The organism is Streptomyces sp. NBC_00457 (genome assembly GCF_036014015.1).
Classification (GTDB): domain Bacteria; phylum Actinomycetota; class Actinomycetes; order Streptomycetales; family Streptomycetaceae; genus Streptomyces.
The window spans coordinates 3,711,515-3,737,765 of the sequence record NZ_CP107905.1 but is presented as its reverse complement, the minus strand read 5'-3'; the positions used below and the strand labels follow the sequence as shown (position 1 = coordinate 3,737,765).

At 69.4% G+C, this 26,251-nt stretch carries 19 protein-coding genes; 13 read left to right on the top strand and 6 right to left on the bottom strand.

From position 1 onward, the window contains the following. The first annotated feature begins 1 nt into the window (after position 1). Positions 2 to 1,945: a kelch motif-containing protein gene (locus tag OG828_RS16720; RefSeq protein ID WP_328501597.1), complete on the top strand. Its 1,944-nt coding sequence runs from the start codon at positions 2 to 4 to the stop codon at positions 1,943 to 1,945. 17 nt (positions 1,946 to 1,962) lie between these two features. On the opposite strand, the gene OG828_RS16715 is transcribed toward OG828_RS16720, so the two are convergent. Both OG828_RS16715 and OG828_RS16710 read right to left on the bottom strand, forming a co-directional pair. Then, the gene (locus OG828_RS16715; protein WP_328356761.1) at positions 1,963 to 2,967 is read right to left on the bottom strand and encodes a glycoside hydrolase family 6 protein; all 1,005 of its coding nucleotides are present in this window, start codon (positions 2,965 to 2,967) and stop codon (positions 1,963 to 1,965) included. A gap of 103 nt (positions 2,968 to 3,070) precedes the next feature. Next, the gene (locus tag OG828_RS16710) at positions 3,071 to 4,057 is read right to left on the bottom strand and encodes an ArsR/SmtB family transcription factor (RefSeq protein ID WP_328501596.1); all 987 of its coding nucleotides are present in this window, start codon (positions 4,055 to 4,057) and stop codon (positions 3,071 to 3,073) included. 78 nt (positions 4,058 to 4,135) lie between these two features. Here OG828_RS16710 and OG828_RS16705 point away from each other — a divergent pair, with 78 nt between their 5' ends. From OG828_RS16705 to OG828_RS16680, 6 genes are all read left to right on the top strand, one after another. Next, complete coding sequence (locus OG828_RS16705) at positions 4,136 to 5,386, top strand: MFS transporter (protein WP_328501595.1); 1,251 nt, start codon at positions 4,136 to 4,138, stop codon at positions 5,384 to 5,386. 10 nt (positions 5,387 to 5,396) lie between these two features. Next, positions 5,397 to 5,906 carry a MarR family winged helix-turn-helix transcriptional regulator gene (locus OG828_RS16700; protein ID WP_328356752.1) on the top strand — a complete coding sequence of 170 codons (510 nt, stop codon included), beginning with the start codon at positions 5,397 to 5,399 and terminating at the stop codon, positions 5,904 to 5,906. 43 nt (positions 5,907 to 5,949) lie between these two features. Then, positions 5,950 to 6,282: a DUF3817 domain-containing protein gene (locus tag OG828_RS16695; RefSeq protein WP_328356749.1), complete on the top strand. Its 333-nt coding sequence runs from the start codon at positions 5,950 to 5,952 to the stop codon at positions 6,280 to 6,282. Positions 6,283 to 6,355: 73 nt separating this feature from the next. After that, a complete protein-coding gene (locus OG828_RS16690) occupies positions 6,356 to 8,056 on the top strand; it encodes an acyl-CoA mutase large subunit family protein (protein WP_328501594.1) in 1,701 nt (566 codons plus the stop codon). Between the two features lie 305 nt (positions 8,057 to 8,361). Continuing rightward, entirely contained in the window at positions 8,362 to 15,744 is a 7,383-nt protein-coding gene (locus tag OG828_RS16685) for a polymorphic toxin type 27 domain-containing protein (protein WP_328501593.1), read from the top strand. Between the two features lie 16 nt (positions 15,745 to 15,760). Further along, positions 15,761 to 16,174 (top strand): hypothetical protein, encoded by a 414-nt coding sequence (locus OG828_RS16680; protein WP_328501592.1) that lies wholly within the window; start codon positions 15,761 to 15,763, stop codon positions 16,172 to 16,174. Positions 16,175 to 16,524: 350 nt separating this feature from the next. Here the strand turns inward: OG828_RS16680 and OG828_RS16675 are convergent, their stop codons facing one another. The 3 genes from OG828_RS16675 to tnpA all read right to left on the bottom strand — a co-directional run bounded on the left by OG828_RS16675 (position 16,525) and on the right by tnpA (position 18,530). Further along, entirely contained in the window at positions 16,525 to 17,250 is a 726-nt protein-coding gene (locus OG828_RS16675; RefSeq protein ID WP_328501591.1) for a hypothetical protein, read from the bottom strand. 98 nt (positions 17,251 to 17,348) lie between these two features. Continuing rightward, positions 17,349 to 17,987, bottom strand: a complete 639-nt coding sequence (locus OG828_RS16670) for a TetR/AcrR family transcriptional regulator (RefSeq protein WP_328501590.1) — start codon at positions 17,985 to 17,987, stop codon at positions 17,349 to 17,351. Positions 17,988 to 18,101: 114 nt separating this feature from the next. Continuing rightward, positions 18,102 to 18,530 (bottom strand): IS200/IS605 family transposase, encoded by a 429-nt coding sequence (tnpA, locus tag OG828_RS16665; protein WP_328501589.1) that lies wholly within the window; start codon positions 18,528 to 18,530, stop codon positions 18,102 to 18,104. 48 nt (positions 18,531 to 18,578) lie between these two features. Between tnpA and OG828_RS16660 the strand changes: the two genes are divergently transcribed. The 6 genes from OG828_RS16660 to OG828_RS16635 all read left to right on the top strand — a co-directional run bounded on the left by OG828_RS16660 (position 18,579) and on the right by OG828_RS16635 (position 24,761). Next, positions 18,579 to 19,793, top strand: coding sequence for an RNA-guided endonuclease InsQ/TnpB family protein (locus OG828_RS16660; RefSeq protein ID WP_328501588.1), 1,215 nt, complete (start codon positions 18,579 to 18,581; stop codon positions 19,791 to 19,793). 248 nt (positions 19,794 to 20,041) lie between these two features. Next, a complete protein-coding gene (locus OG828_RS16655) occupies positions 20,042 to 21,025 on the top strand; it encodes a tetratricopeptide repeat protein (protein WP_328501587.1) in 984 nt (327 codons plus the stop codon). Between the two features lie 649 nt (positions 21,026 to 21,674). Continuing rightward, entirely contained in the window at positions 21,675 to 22,307 is a 633-nt protein-coding gene (locus OG828_RS16650; protein WP_328501586.1) for a DUF6230 family protein, read from the top strand. A 117-nt stretch (positions 22,308 to 22,424) separates the two neighbouring features. Next, positions 22,425 to 22,970, top strand: coding sequence for a DUF6114 domain-containing protein (locus tag OG828_RS16645; RefSeq protein WP_210581651.1), 546 nt, complete (start codon positions 22,425 to 22,427; stop codon positions 22,968 to 22,970). Further along, positions 22,960 to 24,300, top strand: a complete 1,341-nt coding sequence (locus OG828_RS16640) for a hypothetical protein (protein ID WP_328501585.1) — start codon at positions 22,960 to 22,962, stop codon at positions 24,298 to 24,300. The genes OG828_RS16645 and OG828_RS16640 overlap by 11 nt, the downstream gene beginning before the upstream one ends. Before the next feature lie 125 nt (positions 24,301 to 24,425). Continuing rightward, a complete protein-coding gene (locus tag OG828_RS16635) occupies positions 24,426 to 24,761 on the top strand; it encodes a hypothetical protein (RefSeq protein ID WP_328501584.1) in 336 nt (111 codons plus the stop codon). Positions 24,762 to 24,802: 41 nt separating this feature from the next. Here the strand turns inward: OG828_RS16635 and pyk are convergent, their stop codons facing one another. Next, complete coding sequence (gene pyk, locus OG828_RS16630; RefSeq protein WP_328356716.1) at positions 24,803 to 26,230, bottom strand: pyruvate kinase; 1,428 nt, start codon at positions 26,228 to 26,230, stop codon at positions 24,803 to 24,805. Between the last annotated feature and the right edge of the window lie 21 nt (positions 26,231 to 26,251).

Sequence of the window (26,251 nt, the reverse complement as noted above, 5' to 3'; positions counted from 1 at the left end):
CATGCCCTACAAACCCTCGCAGAAGACCAAGAAGACCGTCCTCGGCATCGGCGGCATCGCCGTCCTGCTCAGCCTGAACGCCCCCGCCGCACTGGACTTCGCGGGCGAGCGGTACCACGCGTACAAGATCGCCCAACCCGGCTACCGGGCCCAGTACGGCAGTTGGAGCCAGGTCGACATCCCCGAGGAGTACCGCACCAACGCCATCCACGCGGCGCTTCTGCACACCGGCAAGGTCCTGATCGTCGCGGGCTCCGGCAACGAGCAGAAGAAGTTCGACAAGGGCGAGTTCGACACCGTCCTGTGGGACCCGAGGACCGACACCTTCAAGAAGATCCCCACCCCCGACGACTTCTTCTGCGCCGGCCACGCCCAACTCCCCGACGGCCGCCTCCTGGTGGCCGGCGGCACCGCCCGCTACGAACTCCTCGACGGCGAGGTGGAACGCGCCGCCGGCGGTATGCGCGTGAAGAACGAGAGCCCCGACAAGGAGGTGTTCCTGAAGAGGGGCACGGTCTTCCGCTCTCCCGCCGGAGTCGAGTACGTCTCCCGCTTCGACGTCACGGTCCCGAGAGCCCAGGCGGTCACCGACCGCCGCACCGCCCGGACCCGGGTCACCGCGAGCGAGGTCCGCGTCTTCGTGGAGGCCGCCGAGAAGGGCCCGCTGTCCGTCACCGAGAACCAGGCCCAGTACGAGATCGTCGGCCTGACCGGCAAGGACGCGAACAACACCTACGGCCTCTCCGAGCGGATCAGCTTCGACAAGCAGGACTTCCAGGGCATCCGCGCCGCCTACGAGTTCGACCCGAAGTCCGAGCGGTACGTCCCGGTCGACCCGATGGACAAGGCCCGCTGGTACCCGACGCTGGTCGGCCTGGAGGACGGCCGGGTCCTCGCCGTCTCCGGCCTGGACGACCTGGGCAAGATCGACCCAGGTGACAACGAGATCTACGACCCCAAGACCAAGAAGTGGTCACCGGGCCCCAAGCGGTACTTCCCGACGTACCCCGCCCTCTTCCTCACCAAGGGCGGCAAGCTCTTCTACCCGGCCTCGAACGCCGGTTACGGCCCCGCTGACAGGGGCCGCAAGCCGGGCCTGTGGGACCTGCGGACCAACACCTTCCAGTACGTGCCGGGCCTGCGCGACGCCGACCAGACCGAGACGTCGGCCTCCCTCCTGCTCCCGCCCGCGCAGGACCAGAAGGTGATGATCCTCGGCGGCGGAGGCGTCGGCGAGTCCAAGAAGGCGACCCCGCGCACCGCCGTCATCGACCTGAAGAAGGACAACCCGGTCTTCGAGGACGGCCCCGACCTTCCCCAGGGCACCCGCTATCTGAACAGCGTGATCATGCCCGACGACACCGTCTTCACCTCCAACGGCTCCGCGGACTACCGGGGCCGCAGCGCCAGCAACATCCTCAAGGCGCAGTTCTACGACCCGAAGGCCAACGCCTTCCGCGAGGCCGCCGCACCGACGGTCGGCCGCAACTACCACTCCGAGGCGCTGCTGCTGCCCGACGGCCGGGTCGCCACCTTCGGCTCCGACCCGCTCTTCGACGACCAGCAGAACACCAAGCTGGGCCACTTCGAGCAGCGCATGGAGATCTTCACGCCGCCCGCCCTGCACAAGAACGGCAAGCAGCGCCCCGTACTCGACCGAGGCCCGCAGACACTCGACAGCGACCACCGCGCGACATTCACCACCGCCCACCCCGAACGGATCACCGCCGCCCGGCTCATGCGCCCCAGCGCGGTCACGCACACCACGGACGTGGAACAGCGCTCCATCGCACTCGACCTCACCAAGACCGGCACCTCGGTCACGGTCGACGTACCGAAGGACCCGACCCTGGTCCCGCCCGGCTGGTACATGCTCTTCGTGACGGACGCGCAGGGCACACCGTCGGAGGCGAAGTGGATCCAGGTGAAGCAGCCGACCGACTAGCCACGTGAAGCAGCCGACTACGCCTGGGAGTTGCGCGCCAGCCCCAGCGCGTACTCCGGCCACCACTGCCCCGCCGCCGGCCCGCCCCCGCACGTCCCGTCCGACTCCCCGGGCCGCTTGACCCAGAGATAGGCGTCCAGGGCGGGCTCGCCGGTGTCGAAGGTGGGCGGGGTGCCCAGCGCCCTGCCCGGCGGGTTGCACCAGGCGCCGGGCAGGGGCCCCTTGCCGTTGCGGCTGGTGTCGATGACGAAGTGCTTGCCGCCCAGGTCCTTCGAGAGCTTCAGGCCGTACTTCTTGGTGACCTCGTCGGTCTGGAAGTTGGAGACGTTGAGGGCGAAGCCGTCGGCGCGCGCGACGCCCGCCCGGTACAGGCGCTGGACCAGCTGGGCCACCTTCGGGGGCTCCTTGATCCAGGCCGGGTTGCCGGCGTCCAGGTACACCTTCGTGTTCGGCTGCCGCTTCAGCCGGTCGATCGCCTCGCCGAGCAGCTTCTCGCGCTCACCGTGGTACTCGCCGGGCGTGCAGCCGTCCACGACATGCGCGACCGCGTCGGGCTCGAGCACCACCACGGCCTTCGCCTTGCCCAGCGCGGCCGCGAACTTCCCGATCCAGGCCCGGTAGGCGCCCGCGCTCGTGGCCCCGCCCGCCGAGTGCTGCCCGCAGTCCCGGTGCGGGATGTTGTACGCCGTGAACACCGCCGTCCGCCCTTCCTGGAGCGCGGCCGCGGCGGCCGAGCCGACCACCGCCGTCGGGTCGGTTTCACCGGCCGGCCAGAGCGCGACGGGCCGCTCGGCGATCCGCCTCAGCAGTTCGGCGTCCTCGGTACGGCCTTCCTTGCGCCACGTCTCGATCTGCTGGGCGGCCGGGCTCGCCGGGTCGACCCAGAACGGCGAGGAGCCGGGATCCGCCTTCCCGGAGGCGGCGCCGGCGACGGAGGCCTCGTCGATGTCGGCCGCGGACGTGCAGCCCGCCGCGAGTCCGAGCACCGCGAGAGCCGCGAGGGCGTGGATCAGCCGGGGCATGCTGCTCCCTAGGGCGAAAGTGACGTTCAGTTACAATTCATAAGCAATCGTTGCATAGCTGTGCGAATCACGATGGAAAAGACATGGCCGCGCCAGGCCCCGGCTAGTGATCACCGCCGCCGGACGCCAGCGCCATCCCCAGCGGTGTCTGCTCGTACAGCACCTGATGCCCATACCGCCGCGCGCTGAGCAGCCCGGCGTCGCGCAGCACCGTCAGATGCGCCGAGACGGACGACGGGGCGAGGCCGAGCCGGTGGGCGAGGGCGGTCGTGGTCGCGGGTTCGTCGAGCGCGGCGAGGACGATCGCCCGGCCGCGTCCGAGGAGTCGTACGAGCGCGTCCGGCGTCCGTCCGTCCGGCTCCGCCCACAGACCGCCGATGCCACGCGCCGGATAGACCAGCGTGGGCTGCCAGGGCGGATCGAAGGTGCTGACGATGTCCGGCCAGACGAAAACGCTCGGCATCAGGACCAGGCCCTGTCCGCCCAGCCGTCGTTCGTGCTCGCCCCGCGTCTGAACCGTCAGCGTCCTGGCCTGCCAGCCGCAGCGCCGGTTGATCTCCGGCAGCAGCCCGCCCAGGCCCACCTCGGCCAGCCGCCGCGAGTGGAACGCCACGTCCGCCTCCAGCAGTGCCCGCAGCCGAGGCCAGTCCGGTTCGACGAGCGTGTGCCAGACCTCCTCCAGGGCGTCCGACAGCTCCCTGATCATCCGCGCCGGATCCGCCAGCCAGGCCCGGCCCCGAGGCGACTGAAGCGCGCCCGGGGTGTCCGCGAGGGACTTGGCCGTGTCCGCGCGGGCCGCCTCGGGATCGGCGGCGCGCACCGCGGCGATCTCCTCCTCGAAGGTCGCCGCCGCGGTCGGCGGCGGGCACAGCCAGTCGGGGGAGTGGCCGCGCTGCGGCATCAGCAGCCACAGGGGCGTCAGGTCGAGCCCGGCCGCGGCCGTACGGATCCGGCGCAGCCAGAGCGCGTGATAGCCGTGCCGCTCGGGTCGCTTGAGCGTGCGCACCGCGTCCTGCGTCTCCCACAGCGGCGATATGGCGAAGCGGCAGCGGAGGAAGTCGTCCTCCCCGAAGTGCAGACGCGACGGCACGACCCGAGCACCCCCCGGAAGATTCGGCTGGAGCCGAAACTCTACGGTCCCGCGCCCGGCACCAGCAGTCTGCTGCCCATGCCGGACCAGACCCTCGTCGAACCCACGCCCCTCGGCTACGGCCGTCTCTTCGCCGTCCACGAGTTCCGCGCCGTCTTCGCCGCGCACGCGCTCTCCCTGCTCGGCCTGGTCGTCAGCGAGCTGGCGCTGTCCGTCCTCGTGTACGACCTGACCGGCTCGCCCCTGCTGAGCGCGCTCACGTTCGCGCTGGGCTTCCTGCCGTACTTGGCGGGCGGAACCCTGCTCGCCGGCGTCGCCGACCGCTTCCCGGCCCGGCGGGTGCTGGTGGTGTGCGACCTGGTGTGCGCGGGGTGCGTGGCACTGATGGTGCTGCCGGGCGCGCACATCGCCGTCCTGCTCGCGCTGCGCTGCGCTGTCGCGGTCGTCTCGCCGGTGTTCCAGGGCACCCGGATGGCGACCCTCACGGACATCCTCGGCGACGGCGACCTGTTCGTGCTCGGCCGCTCCCTGCTGCGGATCGTCTCGCAGAGCGCGCTGCTCGCCGGGTACGGGCTCGGCGGCCTGCTCCTCGTCGTGGTCTCCCCGCGCCAGGCACTCCTGATCACCGTGGGCACTTTCTGCGCCTCGGCCACCCTGCTGCGCTTCGGCACCAGGCGCCGCCCCGCGCGGGCGGGCGGCGGGAGCACCCTCATGAAGGACTCCCTCAAGGGCGCCCGCCAGGTGCTCGCCGACCGCCGGGTCCGTGTCCTGCTCCTCCTGTTCTGGCTGCCGCCGATGTTCACCGTCGTACCGGAGGCGCTGGCGGCCCCGTACGCCGACGACCTCGGCGCCGGTTCGACCGGCCTCGGACTGCTGATGTGCGCGCTGCCGGTCGGCACGATCGCCGGCGAGCTGTACGCGGGCGCCCGGCTGCGCCCCGCCGCCCGCGAGCGGATCACGCTCCCCCTGGTCTGCTGCACCCTCCTGCCGTACGCCGGCTACGCCCTGCACCCCGGCCTCGCCGTCTCCCTGCTGCTCCTGCTGGTCTCCGGGGCGGGCTCGGCGTACACCCTGGGCCTGGACCAGTGGTTCGTCCGGGCCGTGCCCGACGAGCTGCGCGGGCGGGCGATGACGCTGCTCACCGCGGGGCTGATGACGATCCAGGGCGTCGGGATGGCGCTGGCGGGCGTCGTCGCGGAGTTCGCCGGGGTCACCGGGACGGTCGCGGGCGCCGGGATTCTGGGGACCGTCTGCTGTGTGCTCCTCGCCGCCGAGGCCCGGCGGACCGAAGGGCGAGACGGGGCTGACCGCCATATGACCGGCCGGTAAGGTCTGGGGCGTGCCGAAGCCGCTCAGCCTTCCCTTCGACCCCATCGCCCGCGCCGACGAACACTGGAAGCAGCGCTGGGGAAACGTACCCTCCATGGCCGCGATCACCTCGATCATGCGGGCCCAGCAGATCCTGCTCGCCGAGGTCGACGCGGTGGTCAAGCCGTACGAGCTGACGTTCGCGCGCTACGAGGCACTGGTGCTGCTCACCTTCTCCAAGGCCGGCGAGCTGCCGATGTCCAAGATCGGCGAGCGGCTCATGGTGCATCCGACGTCCGTGACGAACACGGTGGACCGGCTGGTGAGGTCGGGCCTGGTGGAGAAGCGGCCCAACCCGAACGACGGCCGCGGCACCCTCGCCACCATCACCGACAAGGGCCGCGAGGTCGTCGAGGCCGCCACCCGCGACCTGATGGCGATGGACTTCGGACTCGGGGTGTACGACGCCGAGGAGTGCGCCGAGATCTTCGCGACGCTGCGGCCGCTGCGGGTGGCCGCCGGCGACTTCGAGGAGGGGTAACCCGGGGCAAGATCTCCCGGAACCGGCCGTTACGCTCGACGGCATGAAAAAAAGCGTGCTGACCCGCTACCGCGTCATGGCCTACGTCACCGCCGTCATGCTGCTCGTGCTGTGCACCTGCATGGTGTTCAAGTACGGCTTCGACATGGGCGAGGACGTCACCTTCGTGGTCTCGCAGGTCCACGGCATCCTCTACATGATCTACCTGGTCTTCGCCTTCGACCTCGGCTCCAAGGCCAAGTGGCCGTTCGGCAAGCTGCTCTGGGTGCTCCTGTCGGGAACCATCCCCCTCGCCGCGTTCTTCGTGGAGCGCAAGGTCACTCGCACGGTCGAGCCGCTGGTCAGCGGGCCCGTTCCGGCCGCCGCGAAGGCGTAGCCCCACCGCCGTACCCATTCGTACGGCGGTCTGCCATCGACATTTACTTGGACGTCCTAGTAAATTCGAAGGTATGGACGCTGACGCCATAGAAGAAGGCCGCCGTCGCTGGCAGGCTCGCTACGACGCCTCGCGCAAGCGCGACGCAGACTTCACCACGCTCTCCGGCGATCCCGTGGAGCCTGTCTACGGGCCCCGGCCAGGGGACACGTACGAGGGCTTCGAGCGGATCGGCTGGCCCGGGGAGTACCCCTTCACCCGCGGTCTCTACCCGACCGGCTACCGCGGCCGCACCTGGACCATCCGCCAGTTCGCCGGCTTCGGCAACGCCGAGCAGACGAACGAGCGCTACAAGAAGATCCTCGCCAACGGCGGCGGCGGCCTGTCCGTGGCCTTCGACATGCCGACCCTCATGGGCCGCGACTCCGACGACCCGCGCTCCCTCGGCGAGGTCGGCCACTGCGGGGTGGCCATCGACTCGGCGGCGGACATGGAGGTCCTGTTCCAGGACATCCCGCTGGGTGATGTCACGACGTCGATGACGATCAGCGGCCCGGCCGTCCCGGTCTTCTGCATGTACCTGGTGGCGGCCGAGCGACAAGGCATCGACCCCTCCGTCCTCAACGGCACGCTCCAGACGGACATCTTCAAGGAGTACATCGCCCAGAAGGAGTGGCTCTTCCAGCCCGAGCCACACCTGCGCCTCATCGGCGACCTGATGGAGCACTGTGCGTCGAAGATCCCCGCGTACAAGCCGCTGTCCGTCTCCGGCTACCACATCCGCGAGGCCGGATCGACGGCCGCGCAGGAGCTGGCGTACACCCTTGCCGACGGCTTCGGCTACGTCGAACTGGGCCTCTCCCGCGGCCTGGACGTGGACGTCTTCGCCCCCGGCCTCTCCTTCTTCTTCGACGCCCACGTCGATTTCTTCGAGGAGATCGCCAAGTTCCGCGCCGCGCGGCGCATTTGGGCGCGCTGGATGCGGGACGTGTACGGCGCCCAGTCCGAGAAGGCCCAGTGGCTGCGCTTCCACACGCAGACCGCCGGCGTCTCCCTGACGGCGCAGCAGCCGTACAACAACGTGGTCCGTACGGCGGTCGAGGCGCTGGCAGCGGTGTTGGGCGGCACCAACTCCCTCCACACCAACGCCCTGGACGAAACCCTCGCACTCCCCTCCGAGCAGGCCGCCGAGATCGCCCTGCGCACGCAGCAGGTACTGATGGAGGAGACCGGCGTCGCCAACGTGGCGGATCCGCTGGGTGGTTCGTGGTTCGTCGAGCAGCTGACGGACCGGATCGAGGCCGAAGCCGAGAAGATCTTCGACCAGATCAAGGAGCGGGGCCTGAGGGCCCACCCCGACGGCCAACACCCGATCGGACCGATCACCTCCGGCATCCTGCGCGGCATCGAGGACGGCTGGTTCACCGGCGAGATCGCCGAGTCCGCCTTCCAGTACCAGAAGTCCCTGGAGAAGGGCGACAAGCGGGTCGTAGGCGTCAACGTCCACCATGGCTCGGTCACCGGCGACCTGGAGATTCTGCGGGTGAGCCATGAGGTGGAGCGCGAGCAGGTCCGGACGCTGGCCGACCGCAAGACCGCCCGCGACGACGCGACGGTGCGCTCCACGCTGGACGCGATGATCGCGGCGGCACGGAACGGCGGCAACATGATCGAGCCCATGCTGGAGGCGGTGCGCGCGGAGGCGACGCTGGGGGAGATCTGCGGGGTGCTGCGGGAGGAGTGGGGGGTGTATACGGAGCCTGCCGGGTTCTGAGGGCGGGGTAAAGAGATGTTCAAATGAACGTCTCTTCTGTCCCTTGTGATGCGATCTGGTGATCTTAGTGAAGATCCCGTGACCTTCCCGTGAAGGGGTATGTCGTGAGAGCGTCGCTGCGTAAGCGGCGGCGCCGGTTCGTGGGGGGCGATCGCTGGCGCGTGCCGCACCGGGGGGTGTCGTAGGCGACAGTTCTGCTGTCATGCCCATGCTTGATGCTGCCGAACATCGAAGAGATTGTTGGGCACACCTGCATGCCATTGTTCAGAGACGTCCGCAGACGCCGACGAGGTTTATGCGATGCCGTGACGAGAGGCATCAGCGGGACGGCTCTCGTCACCGCGGCGGCCGTACTGATGGGGCTGGTCCAGGCCTCACCGGCGGCGGCAGACACCACGCCGGAAGAGGACGACGGGTACTACCGCAACAGCGTCGGCGAGACCCAGCGGCTCGACCGCTGCCTCACCGGGGTGGCGCTGCACTACGGCGGCGCCAAGATGAAGGCCAAGGCCATCGAAGGCCTGACGGGCACCGCGGAGCAACTCCGTGCCGTCGTCGGTGAGGTCGGCTCGATGGGCCTGTACCCGCTGGGCGTGGCCAGGGACGCCGACACCGAGGCCTCCTTCGGCTACCGCGACGCGTCCAACGCCCGCACCGACGCGCTCAACACTGCCAACAAGCCCTACGTCGAATCCGCGTACACCAGTGACGACATGGAGTGGCACGCGCCCAAGTTCGACGCGGACGTACGCCAGTTCACCCTGTTCACGCAGGGGGAGATGGCGGGTCGGCTCGGCTGGGACGGTCACACGAAAGCCGGTGCCGAGGCCGTCGCTCGGGCCAGGGAGATCGCCGCGCAGGTCAACGGCCAAGACACCTGGAACGACGCTGCCGCGGCGGACATGCTCAGTGATTCCGAGCTGAGCAACACTCTGTACTTGCGCGGCACCACCGCCAGCGACATTGCGTCCTACCTGCGGCACGGCGGCTTCCTCGGTTCAGCGCCCGCCGAGGGCTCGGCCGAGTACCGCATCGAGGTCGAGGCACTCAAGCAGGCCTGGGCCACATGCGACAGCCAGAACCCGGTCGACGCCCGGCGTGTGCTCAACGGCCCGGTGATGACGGCGATGGGCGAATGGGAGGTTGAGTACGCCTCCCAGGCCACGCCGCGCGCCACCATCATCCAGGCGGAGGCGGACGCCGCAAAGGCCACCCGCGAAGCCACCGATGACATGGTCGAGGCGATCGGGCAGGCCTGGCTGGCCGAGCAGATCCTCAACTGGCGCAAGTACTGGCAGGACCGGCTCGCTGCCGACCCCGACTCCCTCGGACAGCCCGACCAGGCGCTATACGACCAGGCCGACGCCGACTTGGCCCGTGCCCGTGGCAACGTGGCCGCACTCGTCACCTCGGCCGAGCAGTACGCTGCGACCGCTGCCAGCGCCGCCCAGAAGGCCGCGACCGCCCAGCAGGAAGCCTGGGCCATCGCCGACACGGACAACGTCCCGCGCGGTCGTGGCCTTATGTACGCCCAGCAGTCGGTCCAGGTCGCCCGCGCTTCCGGAGCCGCCGCCGAGGCCGCTGCAAAGGCGACCCGCACTGCGCTGGAGGCCGCCAACGCCACTGTGGCCGACAGCGACACCCTGCTGGCCAAGGCACAGACCGAATCACACGCGATCAACACCGAGTTCCGCCGGATCGCCGCGCAGGAAGCCGCCGCCCAGGCGAAGGCCGCCGCCGACACCGCGGACGCCGACGCCAAGGCTGCCGCCAACAGTGCCGCCCAGGCGAAGGCCGCCCAGGCCACCGCTGAGACGAAGGGCGAGAAGGCCCGCGAGGCCGCCGCCACCGCGCAGACCCAGCGTGCAAAGGCCGAACTGGAGCACGCCACGGCCGTTGCTTCCCGTGTCACGGCCGCCGCCGAGCGCACCAAGGCGCAGGAGGCCGAAACCCGGGCGGAGACTCAGAAGACGGTCGCCGAGGAGGCCAAGACGGCCGCTGAGACGGCCGCCGCGACCGCCAAGGACAAGCGCACCACGGCCAACGAGAAGGCCAAGGCCGCGAAGGCTGCGCGCGAGGCCGCCGTAGCCGCCGCACAGAAGAAGCAAGCCACCGCTGCTCGCGCCGCAGCTCTGCAGGCCGCCGCCGCTGCTGCTGGAGGCACCGAAGCGGCCACCGAGACCCGTGAGGCGGCCGACAAGGCACGCAGCGCCGCGGACCAGGCGGCGACCGCCGCCACCGCCGCGCAGACCGCCTCCCAGGAGGCCACCACGGCTGCGGTGACTGCCCGCTCCGCCGCCACCAAGGCGGAAGCCGCCGCGGAACGCGCCCAGGCCGGCGCCGGCGGGGCATGGTCGGCGTACCTGACGGCGACCGGTGCCGCCGCGACCGCGCACGCCGAGGCTGCCAAGGCCTTGGACGCATCCCAGGACGCCTCCTTCCGGGCCGACAGCGCCGCCACAGCCTCGGCGAACGCCACCGAACTGGCCAAGAAGGCAGGCGAGGAGTCCGCCGCCGCCGGTACCGAGGCAGGCGCCGCTGTCAAGACTGCCGCGACCGCGGCCGGCCGCGCCTACGCCGCCGGACAGTCCGCGCTCGCCGCCCGCGACAGCGCGAACGACGCCATCGCCGCGGCCAACGAGGCCGTTGCGGTGGGAACTCCGTATCGGGAGAAGGACGCTTCGGCCGCGTTCGCCGTACTCGTCGGCCAGTCCTCGAAAACGCTCGCGGAGCAGCAGGCCGCCGCAGCCGAGGCCAAGGCCGCCGAGGCCACCGAAGCCGCTCAGGCCGCACAGCGGGTGGCCGACCAGGCGATCGGCGACGCCAAGCTGGCCGCCGAAGCCGCCGCTCAGGCCGCCGCGGACTCGGCCCGCGCCGCCCGGGCCGTGACCCGGGCCCAGACGTCCGCGACGGAGGCCGCGACCGCGCAGAAGGCAGCGCAGAAGGCCGCTGAAGCCGCCTCCGGGTACGCCCAACAGGCAGGTACGGACGCCGTCAGCGCCCGCCTCACCGCCAACGACGCAGAGACCGAGGCCACCCGGGCCGACCGCGAGGCCACCGAGGCGGAGCGCGACGCCGTGACGGCCGGGGACGCCGCCGGGCGGGCGGCGGGCTCCGCCAGTGACGCCGAGAACGCGGCAACGAAGGCGGAGCAGGACGCCAAGGACGCGGAGACGAAGGCGGCCGACGCCGCCGCCGACAGCACCGCGGCCGAGGACGCCGCCGCCAAGGCCGAACAGGAACAGCGCGAACAGAACGAGGCCGACCTGGAGGAAGCCCTCGAGGACGGCAACACGCCCATCAAGGGTGGTGCCAACAACTGGCCCGCCCTCGGGAAGCAGGAGGAGCAGATCCTCCTCGCCGAGTGTGGTCAGACCTGCGTCGATGAGTACCGCGACGGACTCGTCGCTGTATCGGTCGACGTCGTCGAGTGGACAGCCGCCAACGGTGGTCAGATCCTCCTCGACCAGCTCGGCGCCACCAAGGTCAAGGACTGCTTGGCTCTGGACGGCACCGAGAGCTGCCTGTGGTCTCTGGTGGACATTCCGTCCTCCGCCGTGATCGTTGGCCGGATCCCCGCCCTCTCCGAGGCCATCGAGAAGGTCAGCACCGGCATTCGGCAGATCTTCATCGACGCCTACGACGCCCAGCGCAGGCTCACCGAGTTGACCCAGGTCATCAGCGACGTCCGCAGCACGCCTCGCCTGGAGCAGTGCGTGGCTGGTGTCGCGCTGCACGTCGGCGGCGCCAAGATGAAGGCCAAGGCCATCGAGGGCCTGACCGGCACCGCCGACGAACTGCACGCCGTCGTCGGGGACATCGGCTGGATCGGACTCGAACCCCTGGGCCAGGCCAGCGACCAGGACCGCACCGCGGCCCGCGCCTACCGGGACGCCTCCGCCGCCCGCAAGGCCGGTCTGCAGGACGCCAACAGGCCGTACGCGATGACGTCGTTCAGCGACGACATCTCACTGCACGCACCTGAGTTCGACGCGGATGTCCTGCAGTTCACTCTGTTCACACAGGAGAAACGCGCTGGCCGACTCGGCTGGGACGGCCACAGCAACGCTGGCGCCGACGCGGTCGGGCGGGCCAAGGAGATCACCGAGGAGAACCAGGGCAAGGATTCCTGGAACGACTACGCGGCGGGAGCCATGCTGCGTGAGTCGAGCCTCAACAACACCCGCTTCTCCGGCGGCACCACTGCCACCGACATCGCCTCCTACCTGAGGCACGGAGGCTTCCTCACCGAGGCGCCCGGTGCAGACTCCGCCGAGTTCCGCTTCGAGGTGGAAAACCTCAAGCAGGCGTGGTCGTCCTGCGACCACCAAGACCCGGTCGACCCGCACAACGCCCTCGCCGCGGTCGTCTCCCAGGCGACCGCCGAATGGAACGCGGAGTACGCCGCCCAGGCCGCTCCGCGCGCCGCGATCATCCAGGCCGAGGCCGACGCGGCGGCCGCCACCCGCGCCGCCACCGACGACATGATCGCAGCCATTGGCCAGGCGTGGCTCGCCGAGCAGATCCTGCTCTGGCAGAAGTACTGGCACGACGAGCTGAAGGCCGACCCGAACAGCATCCACAAGCCCAAGCAGAAGCTGTTCGACCAGGCCAACACCGACCTCGCCCGCGCCCGCGGCAAGGTGCAGGCCCTGGTTGCCTCCGCCAAGAAGCAGGCCGCCGCCGCGTCCGCCGCCGCCACGCGCGCGGTCACGGCACAGCAGCAGGCCTACAACATCGCCGACGCCAACCAGACGCCGCGCGGCCGGGGCCTGAGCTACGCCCAGCAGTCGGTGCAGGTGGCCCGAGCCTCCGGGGCCGCCGCGACCGCCGCCGCCAAGGCGACGGAGACGGCCCTGAACGCGGCCAACGCCACGGTCTCCACCTCGCAGGCGCTGCTGGCGCTGGCGAAGACCGAGGCGCACGCGGTCAACACCCAGTTCCGCCGCATCGCCGCCCAGGAGGCCGCCGCCCAGGCGAAGGCCGCCGCCGACAGCGCCGACGCGTACGCCACCTCCGCCGCCAACAACGCGGCCACCGCGAAGAAGGCCAAGGAGGACGCGGCCCGCGAGGAGAAGGAGGCCCGCCAGGCCGCCGCCGACGCGCAGCGGACCCGCGCCGTCGCCGAGCTGGAGCGCGCCAACGCGGCGGCCTACCGGGCCACCGCCGAGCACGAGCGGGACATCGCCTCCGGCCACGAGGCCGACGCCGTCGCCCAAGGCCGGATCGCGAGCGATGCCCGCGGCTCGGCCGAGGCGTCCGGCACGGTCGCCTCCAACAAGCGGAAGGTGGCCGAACAGGCCGAGAGGGACGCCGTCGCTGCCCGCGACGACGCCCTGGAGGCGGAGCAGCGGCGCGATTCGCTGATCGCGAAGGCCGAGGCCCTGGAGGCAAACGCCGCCGCCGACGAGGGGACGGAGGCGGCCACGGCGTCCCGTGCCGCCGCCACCGACGCCCGCTCGGCCGCGAACACCGCCACCACGGCGGCCACCAATGCCCGCGCGTCGGCGAACGCGGCCACGGCCGCCGCCGTCAGGGCGCGCGAGGCCGCGACCCAGGCACAGGGTGCCGCGTCCCGGGCCCGGGCCGCGGCCGACGCCACCTGGGCGTCGTACCTGGTCGCCGCCGGTTCCGCCGCGACCGCGCACGCGAAGGCGGCCGAAGCCATCGACGCCTCCGAGGCGGCCGCGGCCGACGCGAAGGGCGCCAAAGAGGAGTCCGATAAGGCGAAGGCGGCGGCCAAGACCGCCAAGACCGAGGCTGCGGCCGCCCGTACCGAGGCGCAGCAGACCGCGAACTGGGCGGCGGTGACCGCCGGCAAGGCCCAGGCGGCCGTGGCGTCCTCGCTCGCGGCCCGCGACTCCGCCGCCGCCGTGACCCGGCCGGCGCAGGAGGCGATCGCCCTCGGCACGCCTTACCAGGAGGAGGACAGCTCCGCCGCGTTCGCGGTCCTGACGGGGCAGTCGTCCCTGACGGTGGCCCAGCAGCAGGCGGCCGCCGCGGCTGCGACGGCCGGTCTCGCCGAGAAGTTCTCGGCCGAGGCGAAGGCCCTCGCGGCGCAGGCCGCGGCCGACATGAAGCTGGCCCTGGAGGCGTCAGCCGCTGCCGCTGCCGACGCGCTGCGCGCCGCCAAGGCGTACCAGCGGGCGCAGGCCTCGGCCAACCAGGCCGCGGCCGACGCCAAGGCCGCGCAGGGCTCGGCTGAACGCGCAGACGGCTACGCGATGTCTGCCGGTGAGGACGCGTTGGCGGCGAACTGGGCGGCGAACGAAGCCGAGCAGGACGCCGTCGCCGCCGACAACGCGGCGACGGAGGCGGAGAAGGACGCCGCCCACGCCCGCAAGGTCGCCAGCCAGGCGGAGACCGACGCGGCCGCCGCCCGTACCGCCGCCAACAAGGCGGAGGTCGACGCGGCCGCCGCCGAGAAGGCCGCCGCGGGCGCCCGTGAGGCGGCCGAGGAGGCCCAGAGCGCGGCGGACCGGACGGAGACGACCGGTAACACCGAGCAGATCCAGCAGGGCGTCACCACCGGCATCGGCGGGGTGTGGGCCGTCCTCGACCACATCGAGTACATCGGCGACCCGAAGAACGTCGTCAAGGAGAACTGCAACCCGATCCTCCACTTCGGTGACTGCAAGATCACGGCGGACGTCACGTACAGGTCACACGTCGAGCTGTACATGTGCCTGGCGGAGTCGTTCACGGGCAACTGCCCAGCCGCCGACACGCTCTACCTCGGCCCCGAGGTGACCAAGCCGGAGACGAAGAAGCTCAGCTACACGCTGACGATGACCGAGTTCAACTCGGGCATCGACCCGATCGACGTCCTCCTCGGGGACTTCATCGGCTGCGCCAAGCTGATCACGCCGGGTCTGTCCGGCGGAAGCTGGGGCGACTGCGCCTGGGCGGCCAGCTGGTTCGTCGCGGGCGTGATCTTCCGGACGGCGAAGGCCGCGGTGATGGCGATGGACGCCGCCATCAAGACGGGCGTCGGGTTCATGGCCGCCTTCCAGTCGCTCCGCACCATCGGTCTGACCGAGGCCGCCGTCCAGGGCATCGTCCGCCGGATCTTCCAGCGGGTCGGTGTGGCGTGCGAGGTGGCGGACACCGCGACCTTCAAGGGCGCGTCGTACTCCGTCATGGCGGCGTCGTCCGACGACGAGATCGTCAAGAAGTGCCAGGAGATCCTCAAGGATCTCGTGAAGGACGGTGATCACATCGTCCTCGGCATCAACGGTGGCAAGAACAACCCCGGTTCGGACAATCTGGCCCCCGTTGTCGGTGGCCAGACCTTCAACGGCAAGCCCTACGACATCGAACTGCCCGAAAGCATGGGCCAGGGGGTGCGCCCCATCTGGACGGTGGGTGTGGAGCGGGCGGTGAGCAACCCCAACGTGAAGATCACGGTGTCCCTGGACGGCGTCGAAGGCGCCAAGGACTTCAACGACGCGCTGAAACTGCTTCTGGCACGAGGGGAGACGATCCCGGGCGGCGAATGGAAGCTCATCCGGTCCACCGGCTACGGAACCGCGTGGGAGATGATCAAGCTCCGTTCGGCAGTCCGACGGGGAGAGCGTAACTGGAGGTCCATCGAGTGGCGCATCTGGAACCCTGAGAGGAAGAAGTACGACGTCGTTGAGCCGGAGCGCTTCAGGTATCCCAACGGAGAGCTGGTGCCCGACGAGTGAGAAGGAAAGAGTGGTCATGACGGATTTCGTCCGAGAGGGGCGGCTCTTCAAAGTGAGCGGGTTCAACCCCTCGCACCGCCAGCTCTTCCTGACCAGTGAGGCCCTGCGCGAGGACCGGACTACGACGAGGGTCGAGGTCTATATCGGGCATGTGGAACTGATGTTCCTGAAGCCTTTCTACGGGAACGGACTCCACATCCGACGGGCGACCGCCGAGGAGTTCGCCGTGCTCAGCGAACGGCACGGCATTCCGGCGGAGGACGCCGCCTACACCTGGATGCTGGAGCAAGACGGCGACAGTTTCGTCGTCGGCGGTCACCCGTCCTGGCGGGAGGCGGAGTACAAGCTGATGGTCGACCGGACGTCGTTGTACGACGCGAGCAAGCCCTGGCCGCCGGAGTACCCGGTGGAATCGGGGCACGTCACCTGAGTGAAAAGGGAAGGGGCCTCCCCGGTGCACAAAGCACCGGGGAGGCCCCTTCGTTTTGCATTCCCGCGTACCCGCTCAGAGGGGGATCGCCGCCCGATTCTGGTCCGGCATGTTGGCGGTAACCAACGGCTTCATCGCCCAGTGTCGGACCTTCAGGCCTTCGACCTTGTCCCTCTTCGCTGCAGGCGGATATCAGGAGAGCGCTGGACAGGATGGCGGCCGCAGTAGGTAGCCTTCGTTGGCGAGTTGGAACAGTCGATTACGCGTGTACGCAAATTGGATCGGTGATGTCGGTCATTCCCTCGCCCTGACGTCTGTGGACAACTTCTCCGAGAACCGGAATTATGTCGTCAGCCCAGCTTCTCCAACTGCGCCTCGATCGCCGCCTCCGGAATCGCGCTCTTCTCCGGTGTCAGCATGTTCACCCCGTAGAAAGCGGCGATCACCCCGCCCTTGCGGACGATGGTGTATGTCATCGGCACGGACTGCTTGGCGACGACGTTCGTGATGCGGTAGCCGACCGCCTCGTCGCCGAGGGACGGGTCCTTGAGCTGTTTCACGTTCTTGTAGGTCAGGCCCAGTGTCTTGAAGCCCTTGGCGCACTTCTTCAGAGACGTGCGCAGTTCGGACATGACGCGCTCGGCGTTCTTCTCCGAGTGGGAGGCCAGCCACATCGAGCCGACGGTGGCGTTCGTGGCCTGCGAGGGATCCAGGGAGCGGTGTTCGGTGCTCACCGCCTTGATGTGGGTGTAGCCGCCAGCGAGGCTCGCGAGGGGCTGGCACTCGGGCTTGTCGGCCTCCATGTCCTGTCCCGCCACCGCGTCGGCCTCGGCTATCTTCTTGAATTCGAAGCCCGTGCTCTTCCCGGAGATCGCCGCCTTTTCCAGCGACTGCGGGTCCATCGCCCCGATGCGCTTCGCCTCGGCCGCGGCCTTCTCGTCCGCGCTCGTCGGCGAGGTCTTCGCGCTCGGCGACGCCTTTTTGTCGGCCGAGTCGTCGGAATCGCCGCTGCACGCGGATATCACCAGCAGCGCCGGCAGCGCGGCGGTGACCGCGAGAGCCTTTCGTAATCTCATGCTCATTCCTGACATTTCTCACAGGGTAAAGCGTTGGCGGAAGCATCTTACCGACGGAATGCAGCTTTCCTCATTACGTTTTGACTACTGCGTTTCGGCTACACGGACCCGTCCGCGTCCGCGGCCCCCGGAAGTCCCAGCAGCAGCACGCGCGTCAGGCTGCGCACCCATGCCGCGTCGGCCGGCTCCGAGCTCACCAGGCAGCGGTGGACCACCGAGCCGGCGACGATGTCGAAGATGAGGTCCACGGTTCGGGCGGCATCGAGTGGGTCGGTCTCCGGGGGGAGTTCGCCGCGGGACTGGGCGCGGGAGCGGCCCTCCAGGACCAGCCGCTTCTGCCGTTCGACGATCGACTCGCGGATGCGCCCGCGCAGCGCGTCGTCCCGTGTCGACTCCGAGATCACAGCCATGAGACCGCTCTGCGCCTCCGGCCGCGCCAGGATCGCCGCGAACTGCAGCACCACACCCTCGATATCGGCGGCGAGGCTGCCGCGGTCGGGGAGTTCGAGTTCGTCGAAGAGCTCGGCGACCGCGTCGACCACGAGTTCGTTCTTGCCGGCCCAGCGGCGATAGAGCGTCGTCTTCGCAACCCCCGCCCGCGCCGCCACGTCTCCTAAGGTGAGCTTCGACCAGCCCAGCTCCACCAGGGCCTCCCGCGTGGCCGCGAGGATCGCGGTGTCCGCGGCGGCGCTGCGCGGGCGTCCTGTGGCCCGTGGGGCGGAAGTGGGGCTCTGCATCCCCAGACCATCCTTGATCTTGCGTGGGTGACCCCGGCTTCAGCCGGGGAGGGAAACGCATCTTCGGCCCGGAGGCGCGAAGCGCCGGCGTTCGCGTCGCCTCTGGGATGACGGTCAGGTGGGCCGTTTCTGGCTTTCGATGTACTGGCGGATCACGGTCAGTGGAGCCCCGCCGCAGGACGCCGCGAAGTATGAGCGGGACCAGAATACGGAGCCCATGCCGATGTGGTTGATCCGGCCGGTGTATTCGGCCCGCAGGTAGCGGGAGCTGACTCCCTTGAGGCTGTTGATCAGCTTCGACAGGGCGACCTTCGGCGGGTAGTGCACGAGAAGGTGCACGTGGTCCTGCTCGCCGTTGAACTCCCGCAACTGCGCATCGAAGCTGACGCACACCTCACGCATGATCTCCTCGCACCGCTTGAGCATGGCGTCATCGAAGACTTCGCGCCGATGCTTCGTGACGAACACCAAGTGCGCGTGAAGGCTGTAGGTGACGTGACGTCCCGTGCGGACATCGGGGTTTGGTTCCCAGCGCGGTGACATACGCCAAGTGTATTAAGCTCTTCGAGCCGAAGTGGAAAGGGGGGCCGGATGATCCGTGCGTACAAGTTCCTCATGCGGCCCACCGCGGGCCAGGCCGCTGCGCTCGCCGCGATGCTGGCTGATCACTGCTCGCTCTACAACGGCGCGTTGCAGGAACGCCGGGACGCCTACCGGCACGTGTCGAAGACGAGCGTCACGTACGGGCAGCAGTCCGCGCAGCTCAAGGAGATCCGCGCCTTCGACCCGGAGCGTCAGGGCCGCTGGTCTTTCTCCTCCCAGCAGGCGACGTTGCGCCGGCTGGAGAAGGCGTTCCAGGCGTTCTTCCGTCGGGTCAAGGCCAGTGAGACCCCCGGCTATCCGCGTTTTCGGGGTGTCAACTGGTTCGACACGGTGGACTTCCCCAAGGACGGGGACGGCTGCCGCTGGGACTCCACCCCGCACGATCGGGTCACCCGAGTCCGCTTCCAGGGCGTCGGCCACGTCAAGGTCAACCAGCACCGGCCCGTGGTCGGCAAGGTCAAGACCGTGTCCGTCAAGCGCGAGGGCAAGCGCTGGTACGTCGTGCTGACCGCCGAGCAGGCCCAGCCCGAGCCGCTGCCCCCGACGGACAGCGTGGTCGGCATCGACATGGGCATCGCCTCATTCCTCACCACCTCAGGCGGTGAGCACGTCGCCAACCCCCGTCACGGTCGCAAGGCCGCCGCGAAGCTCGAAGCCGCGCAGCAGGCCCTGTCCCGTTTCCCGCGCGTGCGCCGCGACAAGCGCACCGCCAACCACCAGCGGGCCGTGGACCATGTCGCCAAGCTGCACCGCAAAGTCCGCCGCCAGCGGCTCGACCACGCCCACAAGGCCGCTCTCGACCTCGTGCGGGAACACGACTTCATCGCGCACGAAGACCTCAAGATCCGCAACATGGTCAAGGCCCCCGCGTCGAAGTCTGACCCAGACCAGCCGGGCAGCTTCCTGCCCAATGGTGCCGCGGCGAAGGCCGGGCTCAACCACTCGATCTCGGATGCCGGATGGGGGGTGTTCCTGACGATTCTGCACGCCAAGGCTGAAAGCGCCGGACGGGAAGTGATCGCCGTGGACCCCCGCAACACCTCCCGGACTTGCCCCGAATGCGGGCACGTCTCAGCGGAGAACCGGCCCACCCAGGAGAAGTTCCACTGCGTTTCCTGCGGCCACTGGGCGCACGCGGACACGGTGGGCGCCCTGAACGTTCTACGGGCCGGGCTGGTCCGTCGCGACGCCAATCCGGCATAGCGAGAAGCCCCCTCATTCATGAGGGGGAGGAGTCACAACCGGCGGTTCCTGTGAGGCGTGAGGCCAGAGGCCGAGGCCGTGAGGGAGATCACCGGGGCGGAGTACCGCGGAGGCACTCGGTGCCATTACGCTACGGGTCGTAGCGAAACCATTGGCGTGGGGTGGGGACCCGGCGTCGAAACGAAGACTGTGCGACCGGCTTTCTCAACGCTTTTCACACACACGCGAGAACGGGGGAGGATAGACGCATGCAGCCACGGAACATGTCCATGAGCGGAGTCGTCGACCTCGCCGCGGTGAAGGCGGCCCAGGAGGCCAAGGCGAAGGCGGAGCAGGCGCGCGCCGAAGCGGCCCGGCAGGGCGGCGGGGGAGGAGCCGTCTCCCCGGCCGACCTCGTCATCGATGTCGACGAGGCCGGATTCGAGCGCGATGTCCTCCAGCGGTCCACCGAGGTACCGGTCGTCATCGACTTCTGGGCCGAGTGGTGTGAGCCCTGCAAGCAGCTGAGCCCGGTCCTGGAGCGGCTGGCCGTCGAGTACAACGGGCGCTTCGTCCTTGCCAAGATCGACGTCGACGCCAATCAGATGCTGATGCAGCAGTTCGGGATCCAGGGGATTCCCGCCGTCTTCGCCGTGGTGGCGGGACAGGCGCTGCCGCTCTTCCAGGGGGCCGCCGGCGAGGCGCAGATCAGGCAGACGCTCGACCAGCTCGTGCAGGTCGCCGAGCAGCGGTTCGGCCTCACCGGCCTGGCCGTCGACCCCGAGGCCGACCCCGGCGCCGCCGAACAGCAGCAGGCTCCCGCGGTACCGGCGGGGCCGTACGACGCCCTGCTGGAAGCCGCCGTACAGGCCCTGGACGCGGGCGACTTGGGCGGTGCCGTACAGGCGTACAAGAACGTGCTGAGCGACGACCCGGGCAACATGGAGGCCAAACTCGGCCTCGCCCAGGCCGAGTTGCTCCAGCGGGTGCAGGGGCTCGACCCGGCGCAGGTGCGCAAGGACGCCGCCGACAAGCCGGGTGATGTGCGGGCGCAGGTCGCCGCCGCCGACCTGGATCTGGTGGGCGGTCATGTCGAGGACGCGTTCGGACGGCTCATCGACACCGTGCAGCGCACGGCGGGCGAGGAGCGGGAGGGCGTACGGGTGCGGCTGCTCGAACTCTTCGAGGTGGTCGGCGCCGAGGATCCGCGAGTCGTCGCGGCGCGCAGGGCGCTGGCGCGCGCCCTGTTCTGACCGGGGCGAGGGCCCTGTTCTGACCAGTCGCTAAACGCCGGGGCATGTGATGCCCGAGTGAAAGATTCGCCGACAGGGGACCAGTGCGGCCGCGCTTTACCAAATCTTGGTAATCGCGGCCGCTGTTACTGCGAGTAAGTCGGAGCCGTTGATCTGTCGGAATCTGTCCAACGATCAACGGCTTTGTCCATCCCCCAGGATCCACCCAGCGTTGCCACCCGAGACCCGAGGGTCGTTGTTCGGTTATCCGGCCGTTACTAGTGAGTAACGAACCCCCTTGTGCGGGCGGCGAGAATGCACCACGATCGGCGACGCTCGGTCCATTCCCGTACCCCGACAGCCGGTTGGGTCGACGGGAGTCAAGGGTCCCCACCGAGTAGAGCCGGCGGCAGTGGCGCCGGCTCTTGGGCAGGGGGGTCTTCGCTTACCGGCGAAGCCTGTCCAGCAAGGTTGTGCGTGATGCGTGTCAGGCGCGACCAGTGGTTGTCGCTCGGGGGTGATCGCCGGTGATCGAGGCGCGTTTCGCGCTTCCGGGCGCGGGCGCTCCCCTTCCCGAGGACGTAGCACTTCTCCCATCCCTGCCCGGCTGGGCCGTCGACTCGACAGGCGCAGCCAGGGCCAGGAGATGTACGTCCGAGAAGGAGGAAATATGGAGTCCCAGGTGCGTGGCGGGACCAGATGGAAGCGGTTCGCTGTGGTGATGGTGCCCAGCGTCGCCGCCACGGCGTGTATAGGTATCGCTCTCGCGCAGGGCGCCCTCGCCGCGTCGTTCAGCGTGTCGGGGCAGTCGTTCAAGGTCACGGCCGACAAGCTCGTCGGCAAAGGCTTCTCCCAGTACGGGGCCATTGACGCGGGGACCACCCTCGACGGCAAGAACACGGCTCACCCTGTCGCGGTCTCGGCCTTCAAGACGGCCTCGATCACGAACATGTGCCAGTCCGTGGTCACGCCGAACATCCCGCTGCTCGGTTCCGTCAGCCTGACGCTGAAGGCGGGCGGCGGCGGTACGCCGGTCAAGGCCGAGAACCTGTACATCGACGTCGAGGAGCTTGAGGCGAACGCCGTCTTCAAGAACATCGACATCGGCGTTGCCGCCAAGGACGCCAAAAAGGGTCCTGGCATGAAGGAGAACGAGACATCGAACCCGTTCGGGTTCGCGCAGCAGGCCGACGAGGCCACGCTGACCGACGTGAAGCAGACGGCGTGGGCGACCACTGCCGGAACCTTCAAGCTCAGCGGCCTGAAGATGTCGCTGTCGACGGGTGTCAAGGAGTGCTACTAAGCACTCCATGACGGGCGGGGGAGCCGATGGCGCCCCCGCCCGTCACCGTAGAAGCGGAATCTTCACACCCAGTACAACTCACCACCACAGCAAAGCCGCACCAGGGAGCTGTTTTCCATGAGCGCCGAGACTCCTGCCGCCACCGGCCAGTTCAGCCGCCGGAGGCTGCAGTTCCGCGCCTGGCGGGGCACCCGGCCGTTCTGGGCCGGGCTGTTCGTCCTCCTCGGCGGAATCCCTATCGCTTACTTCCCGTACGCCAATCTGAAGATCGGGCATCTGACGCTGGCGATGGCGACCACCGCGGGCGCCGGGTCCCTGATCATCGGCGTGCTGCTCGTCGTGCTCGGCATCAGCCTCTGGTTTCAGAAGCACGTACGCACCTTCGCGGGCGTAGCGGCGATCCTGCTGGCCCTGGTCTCCATCCCGGTGTCCAACATTGGTGGCTTCCTCATCGGCTTCCTGCTGGCGATGGTCGGCGGCGCGATGGCAGTGGCCTGGGTGCCGGGTGAGCCGCCGGCGCCGGAGGCGGAGGAGACCGGGAAGGGCGAGGGCGACGCGCCCGAGGGCCTGACCGGTCCGAGCGCCGATCCGCTGGGTGAGCCGATCGACCTGTCAGGAACGAGCCCGGCGAACGGGGCGAACGGGAGGCACAGTGCCGGCTGACGAGGTGACCCACGGGACTGAGGTGGACAAGTCCCGTGTGAGAACCGGGCCGCGCCATGCGGCACCCAAGAAGCCGCTGTTCACCAGGTTCCAGATGCCGGCCGGGAAGGCGATAGCCCTGGCGGCGATGCCTACGGCGGTCCTCATGGGGATGGGGTTCACACCGAAGCTGGCACTCGCCGAGGACCAGCCGACGTCCAAGAGCCTCACGGCGGACGAGTACAAGGAATGTGTCGCGGCCCTCGAGGACGAGGCGTCGGCGAGCGCTAGCCCGTCGCCGTCCGCCTCGGCGAGCGAGTCCGAGGAGGCGGAGCCGTCGCCGTCGGAGTCCTCGACCGGGGACACCGGGACCTCGGACTCCACGGAGGGCAACTCCTCGCAGGGCAACTCCTCGGGCGGCAAGGACTCTTCGTCGGATTCAGGTTCCGACGACGAGCCCACGCCGACGCCGTCGGCCTCCGCGAGCGGCTCGGGCGACTCGGAGTCGGGCGGCGACGCCGCCACGCCGAGCCCCTCGCCGTCGGAGAGCGGCGGCGGCCTGCTGGAGGACATCGGCGACGCGATCTCCGACATCTTCACCGGCGGTCAGGACGCGTCGGCGAGCGCGAGCCCGTCACCGTCCGCCACCCCGTCGGCGTCCGCCTCCGAGAGCGCCAAGTCCTCGTCGTCCGACGCCGTCAAGGAGACCACCGAGAAGGTCACCGACACGGTCGAGGACACCGTGAAGGACACGACCGACACGGCGTCGAAGGCGGCCGAGGAGAAGCAGGAGGCGGTCAAGGAGGCGGCCGAAGCGGCCGGGCAGGCCACCGAGTCGGCCACCCCGAGCCCGTCCGCGAGCGCCACCCCGGACGCCGACGGCTGTCCGGTCGCCACGGACGAGGAGGGCGGCGTCGACAACACGGTGCCGCTGCCCGACGACCCCTGGTACCTGGACGCCAGTTCGTTGACCCTGAGGGGTGCGGACTACCAGGGCATCGTCGAGGTGAGGACCGCCAACGGCACCAAGAAGAAGGTGCTGAAGTACGTCATCTCAGACGGCACCGACATCGGCGACCTGCACCAGACGGTCAAGGACAAGCAGTCCGGCAAGACCTACCACGTGCAGGCGGCCAAGGGCTCGACGTCCACGATCACCGGCGGCAAGACGGTGATGTACACCGAGAGCATCTCCGGCAACCTGCTCGGTCTGATCCCGCTCACCTTCGACCCGGAGCATCCGCCGCCGCTGAACATCCCGCTCATCATCTTCACCAACGTGAAGGTCGTGCAGGCCGGCCAGTTCGGCGGCGACCTGACCGTCCCCGGCCTGCACAGCTGGCAGGACTGAACGCCGGGACCGGCCGAAGCGCCACCCTCTTGAGTCCTCTCCGGGAGCCGCAAAAGGCTGTGCCCCTGCCGGGTTTCGACCCGGCAGGGGCACAGTCGTGTTGACCGCTTACAAGGGAGAGACACTTGAGAACACAGCTGAAGCTGAGCAGCGGGGGGTACTACGGTGACACGGAGCTGACCCGGTTGGTCGGCGCGGGTCGGGAGCCGGTCGAGGCCCTTGTGGAACGCCTGGCCGGACGGCACACGGAGTCACGCGACTTCCGCCTCACCATCGAGGAACTCCACATGGTGCACAGCGCGTTGACCGCCGCGCCCACCATGTTCCTCGAGCGCGGTGGCCTCTTCTCGGAGGAGCCGTTCAACATCCGCCTGGGCTTCTATCGGGAGAACTTCTACGCCCTGGCGTCTGCCGTCCTCCAGGCGGTGGCCGAGGCCGTGACACCACGAGGGCGCCCCTGACCCAAGAGGCGCCCTCTCAAGCCCCTTGCAGGGCACCCGCGTTACTTAGCCGCCCCGCCCAAGTGATGCACCCGCACCATGTTCGTCGTCCCCGGCACCCCAGGAGGCGACCCCGCGGTGATGATCAGAGTGTCGCCGGCGTTGAAGCGGCCCAGCTTCAGGACCTCGCCGTCGACCAGGTCGACCATCTCGTCGGTGCTGTTGACGAAGGGGACGACGTGGGACTCGACGCCCCAGCTGAGGGTGAGCTGGTTGCGGGTGGACTCGTCCGTGGTGAAGGCGAGGATCGGCTGGGAGGCCCGGTAGCGGCACAGGCGGCGGGCCGTGTCGCCGGACTGGGTGAAGGCGATCAGGCCCCTGCCGCCGAGGAAGTCGGCGATCTCGCAGGCGGCGCGGGCGACCGAACCGCCCTGCGTGCGCGGCTTCTTGCCGGGGACGAGCGGCTGGAGGCCCTTCGACATCAGCTCCTGCTCGGCCGCGACGACGATCTTCGACATCGTCTTGACCGTCTCGATCGGGTAGGCGCCGACCGAGGACTCGGCGGACAGCATCACCGCGTCCGCGCCGTCCAGGATCGCGTTGGCCACGTCGGAGGCCTCGGCGCGGGTCGGGCGGGAGTTGGTGATCATCGACTCCATCATCTGGGTCGCCACGATCACCGGCTTGGCGTTGCGCCGGCACAGCTCGATCAGGCGCTTCTGCACCATCGGGACCTTCTCGAGCGGGTACTCGACGGCCAGGTCACCGCGGGCCACCATGACGGCGTCGAACGCCATCACGACGCCCTCCATGTTCTCCACCGCCTGCGGCTTCTCCACCTTGGCGATGACGGGGACCCGGCGGCCCTCCTCGTCCATCACCTTGTGGACGTCCTCGACGTCCTTGGCGTCCCGCACGAAGGACAGGGCGACCATGTCGCAGCCCATGCGGAGGGCGAAGCGGAGGTCATCGACGTCCTTGTCGGACAGCGCCGGGACGTTGACGGCCGCGCCGGGCAGGTTGATGCCCTTGTGGTCGGAGACGACACCGCCCTCGATGACGATGCTCTTGACCCGCGGGCCCTCGATGTCCAGCACCTTCAGCTCGACGTTGCCGTCGTTGATCAGGATCTGGTCGCCGCGGGAGACGTCACCGGGCAGGCCCTTGTAGGTCGTCCCGCAGATCTGCTTGTCGCCCGGGACGTCCTCGGTGGTGATGACGAACTCGTCACCGCGCTCCAGCTCCACCGGGCCCTCGGCGAAGGTCTCCAGCCGGATCTTGGGGCCCTGCAGGTCGGCGAGGACGCCGATCGCGCGGCCGGTCTCCTTGGACGCGGCGCGGACACGGTCGTACCGGCCCTGGTGCTCGGCGTGGGTGCCGTGGCTGAAGTTGAAGCGGGCCACATTCATGCCGGCTTCGATCAGCGCGACGAGTTGTTCATGGGAGTCGACCGCGGGGCCGAGAGTACAGACGATTTTCGAACGGCGCATGGGGGCGATCCTATCGGTTTG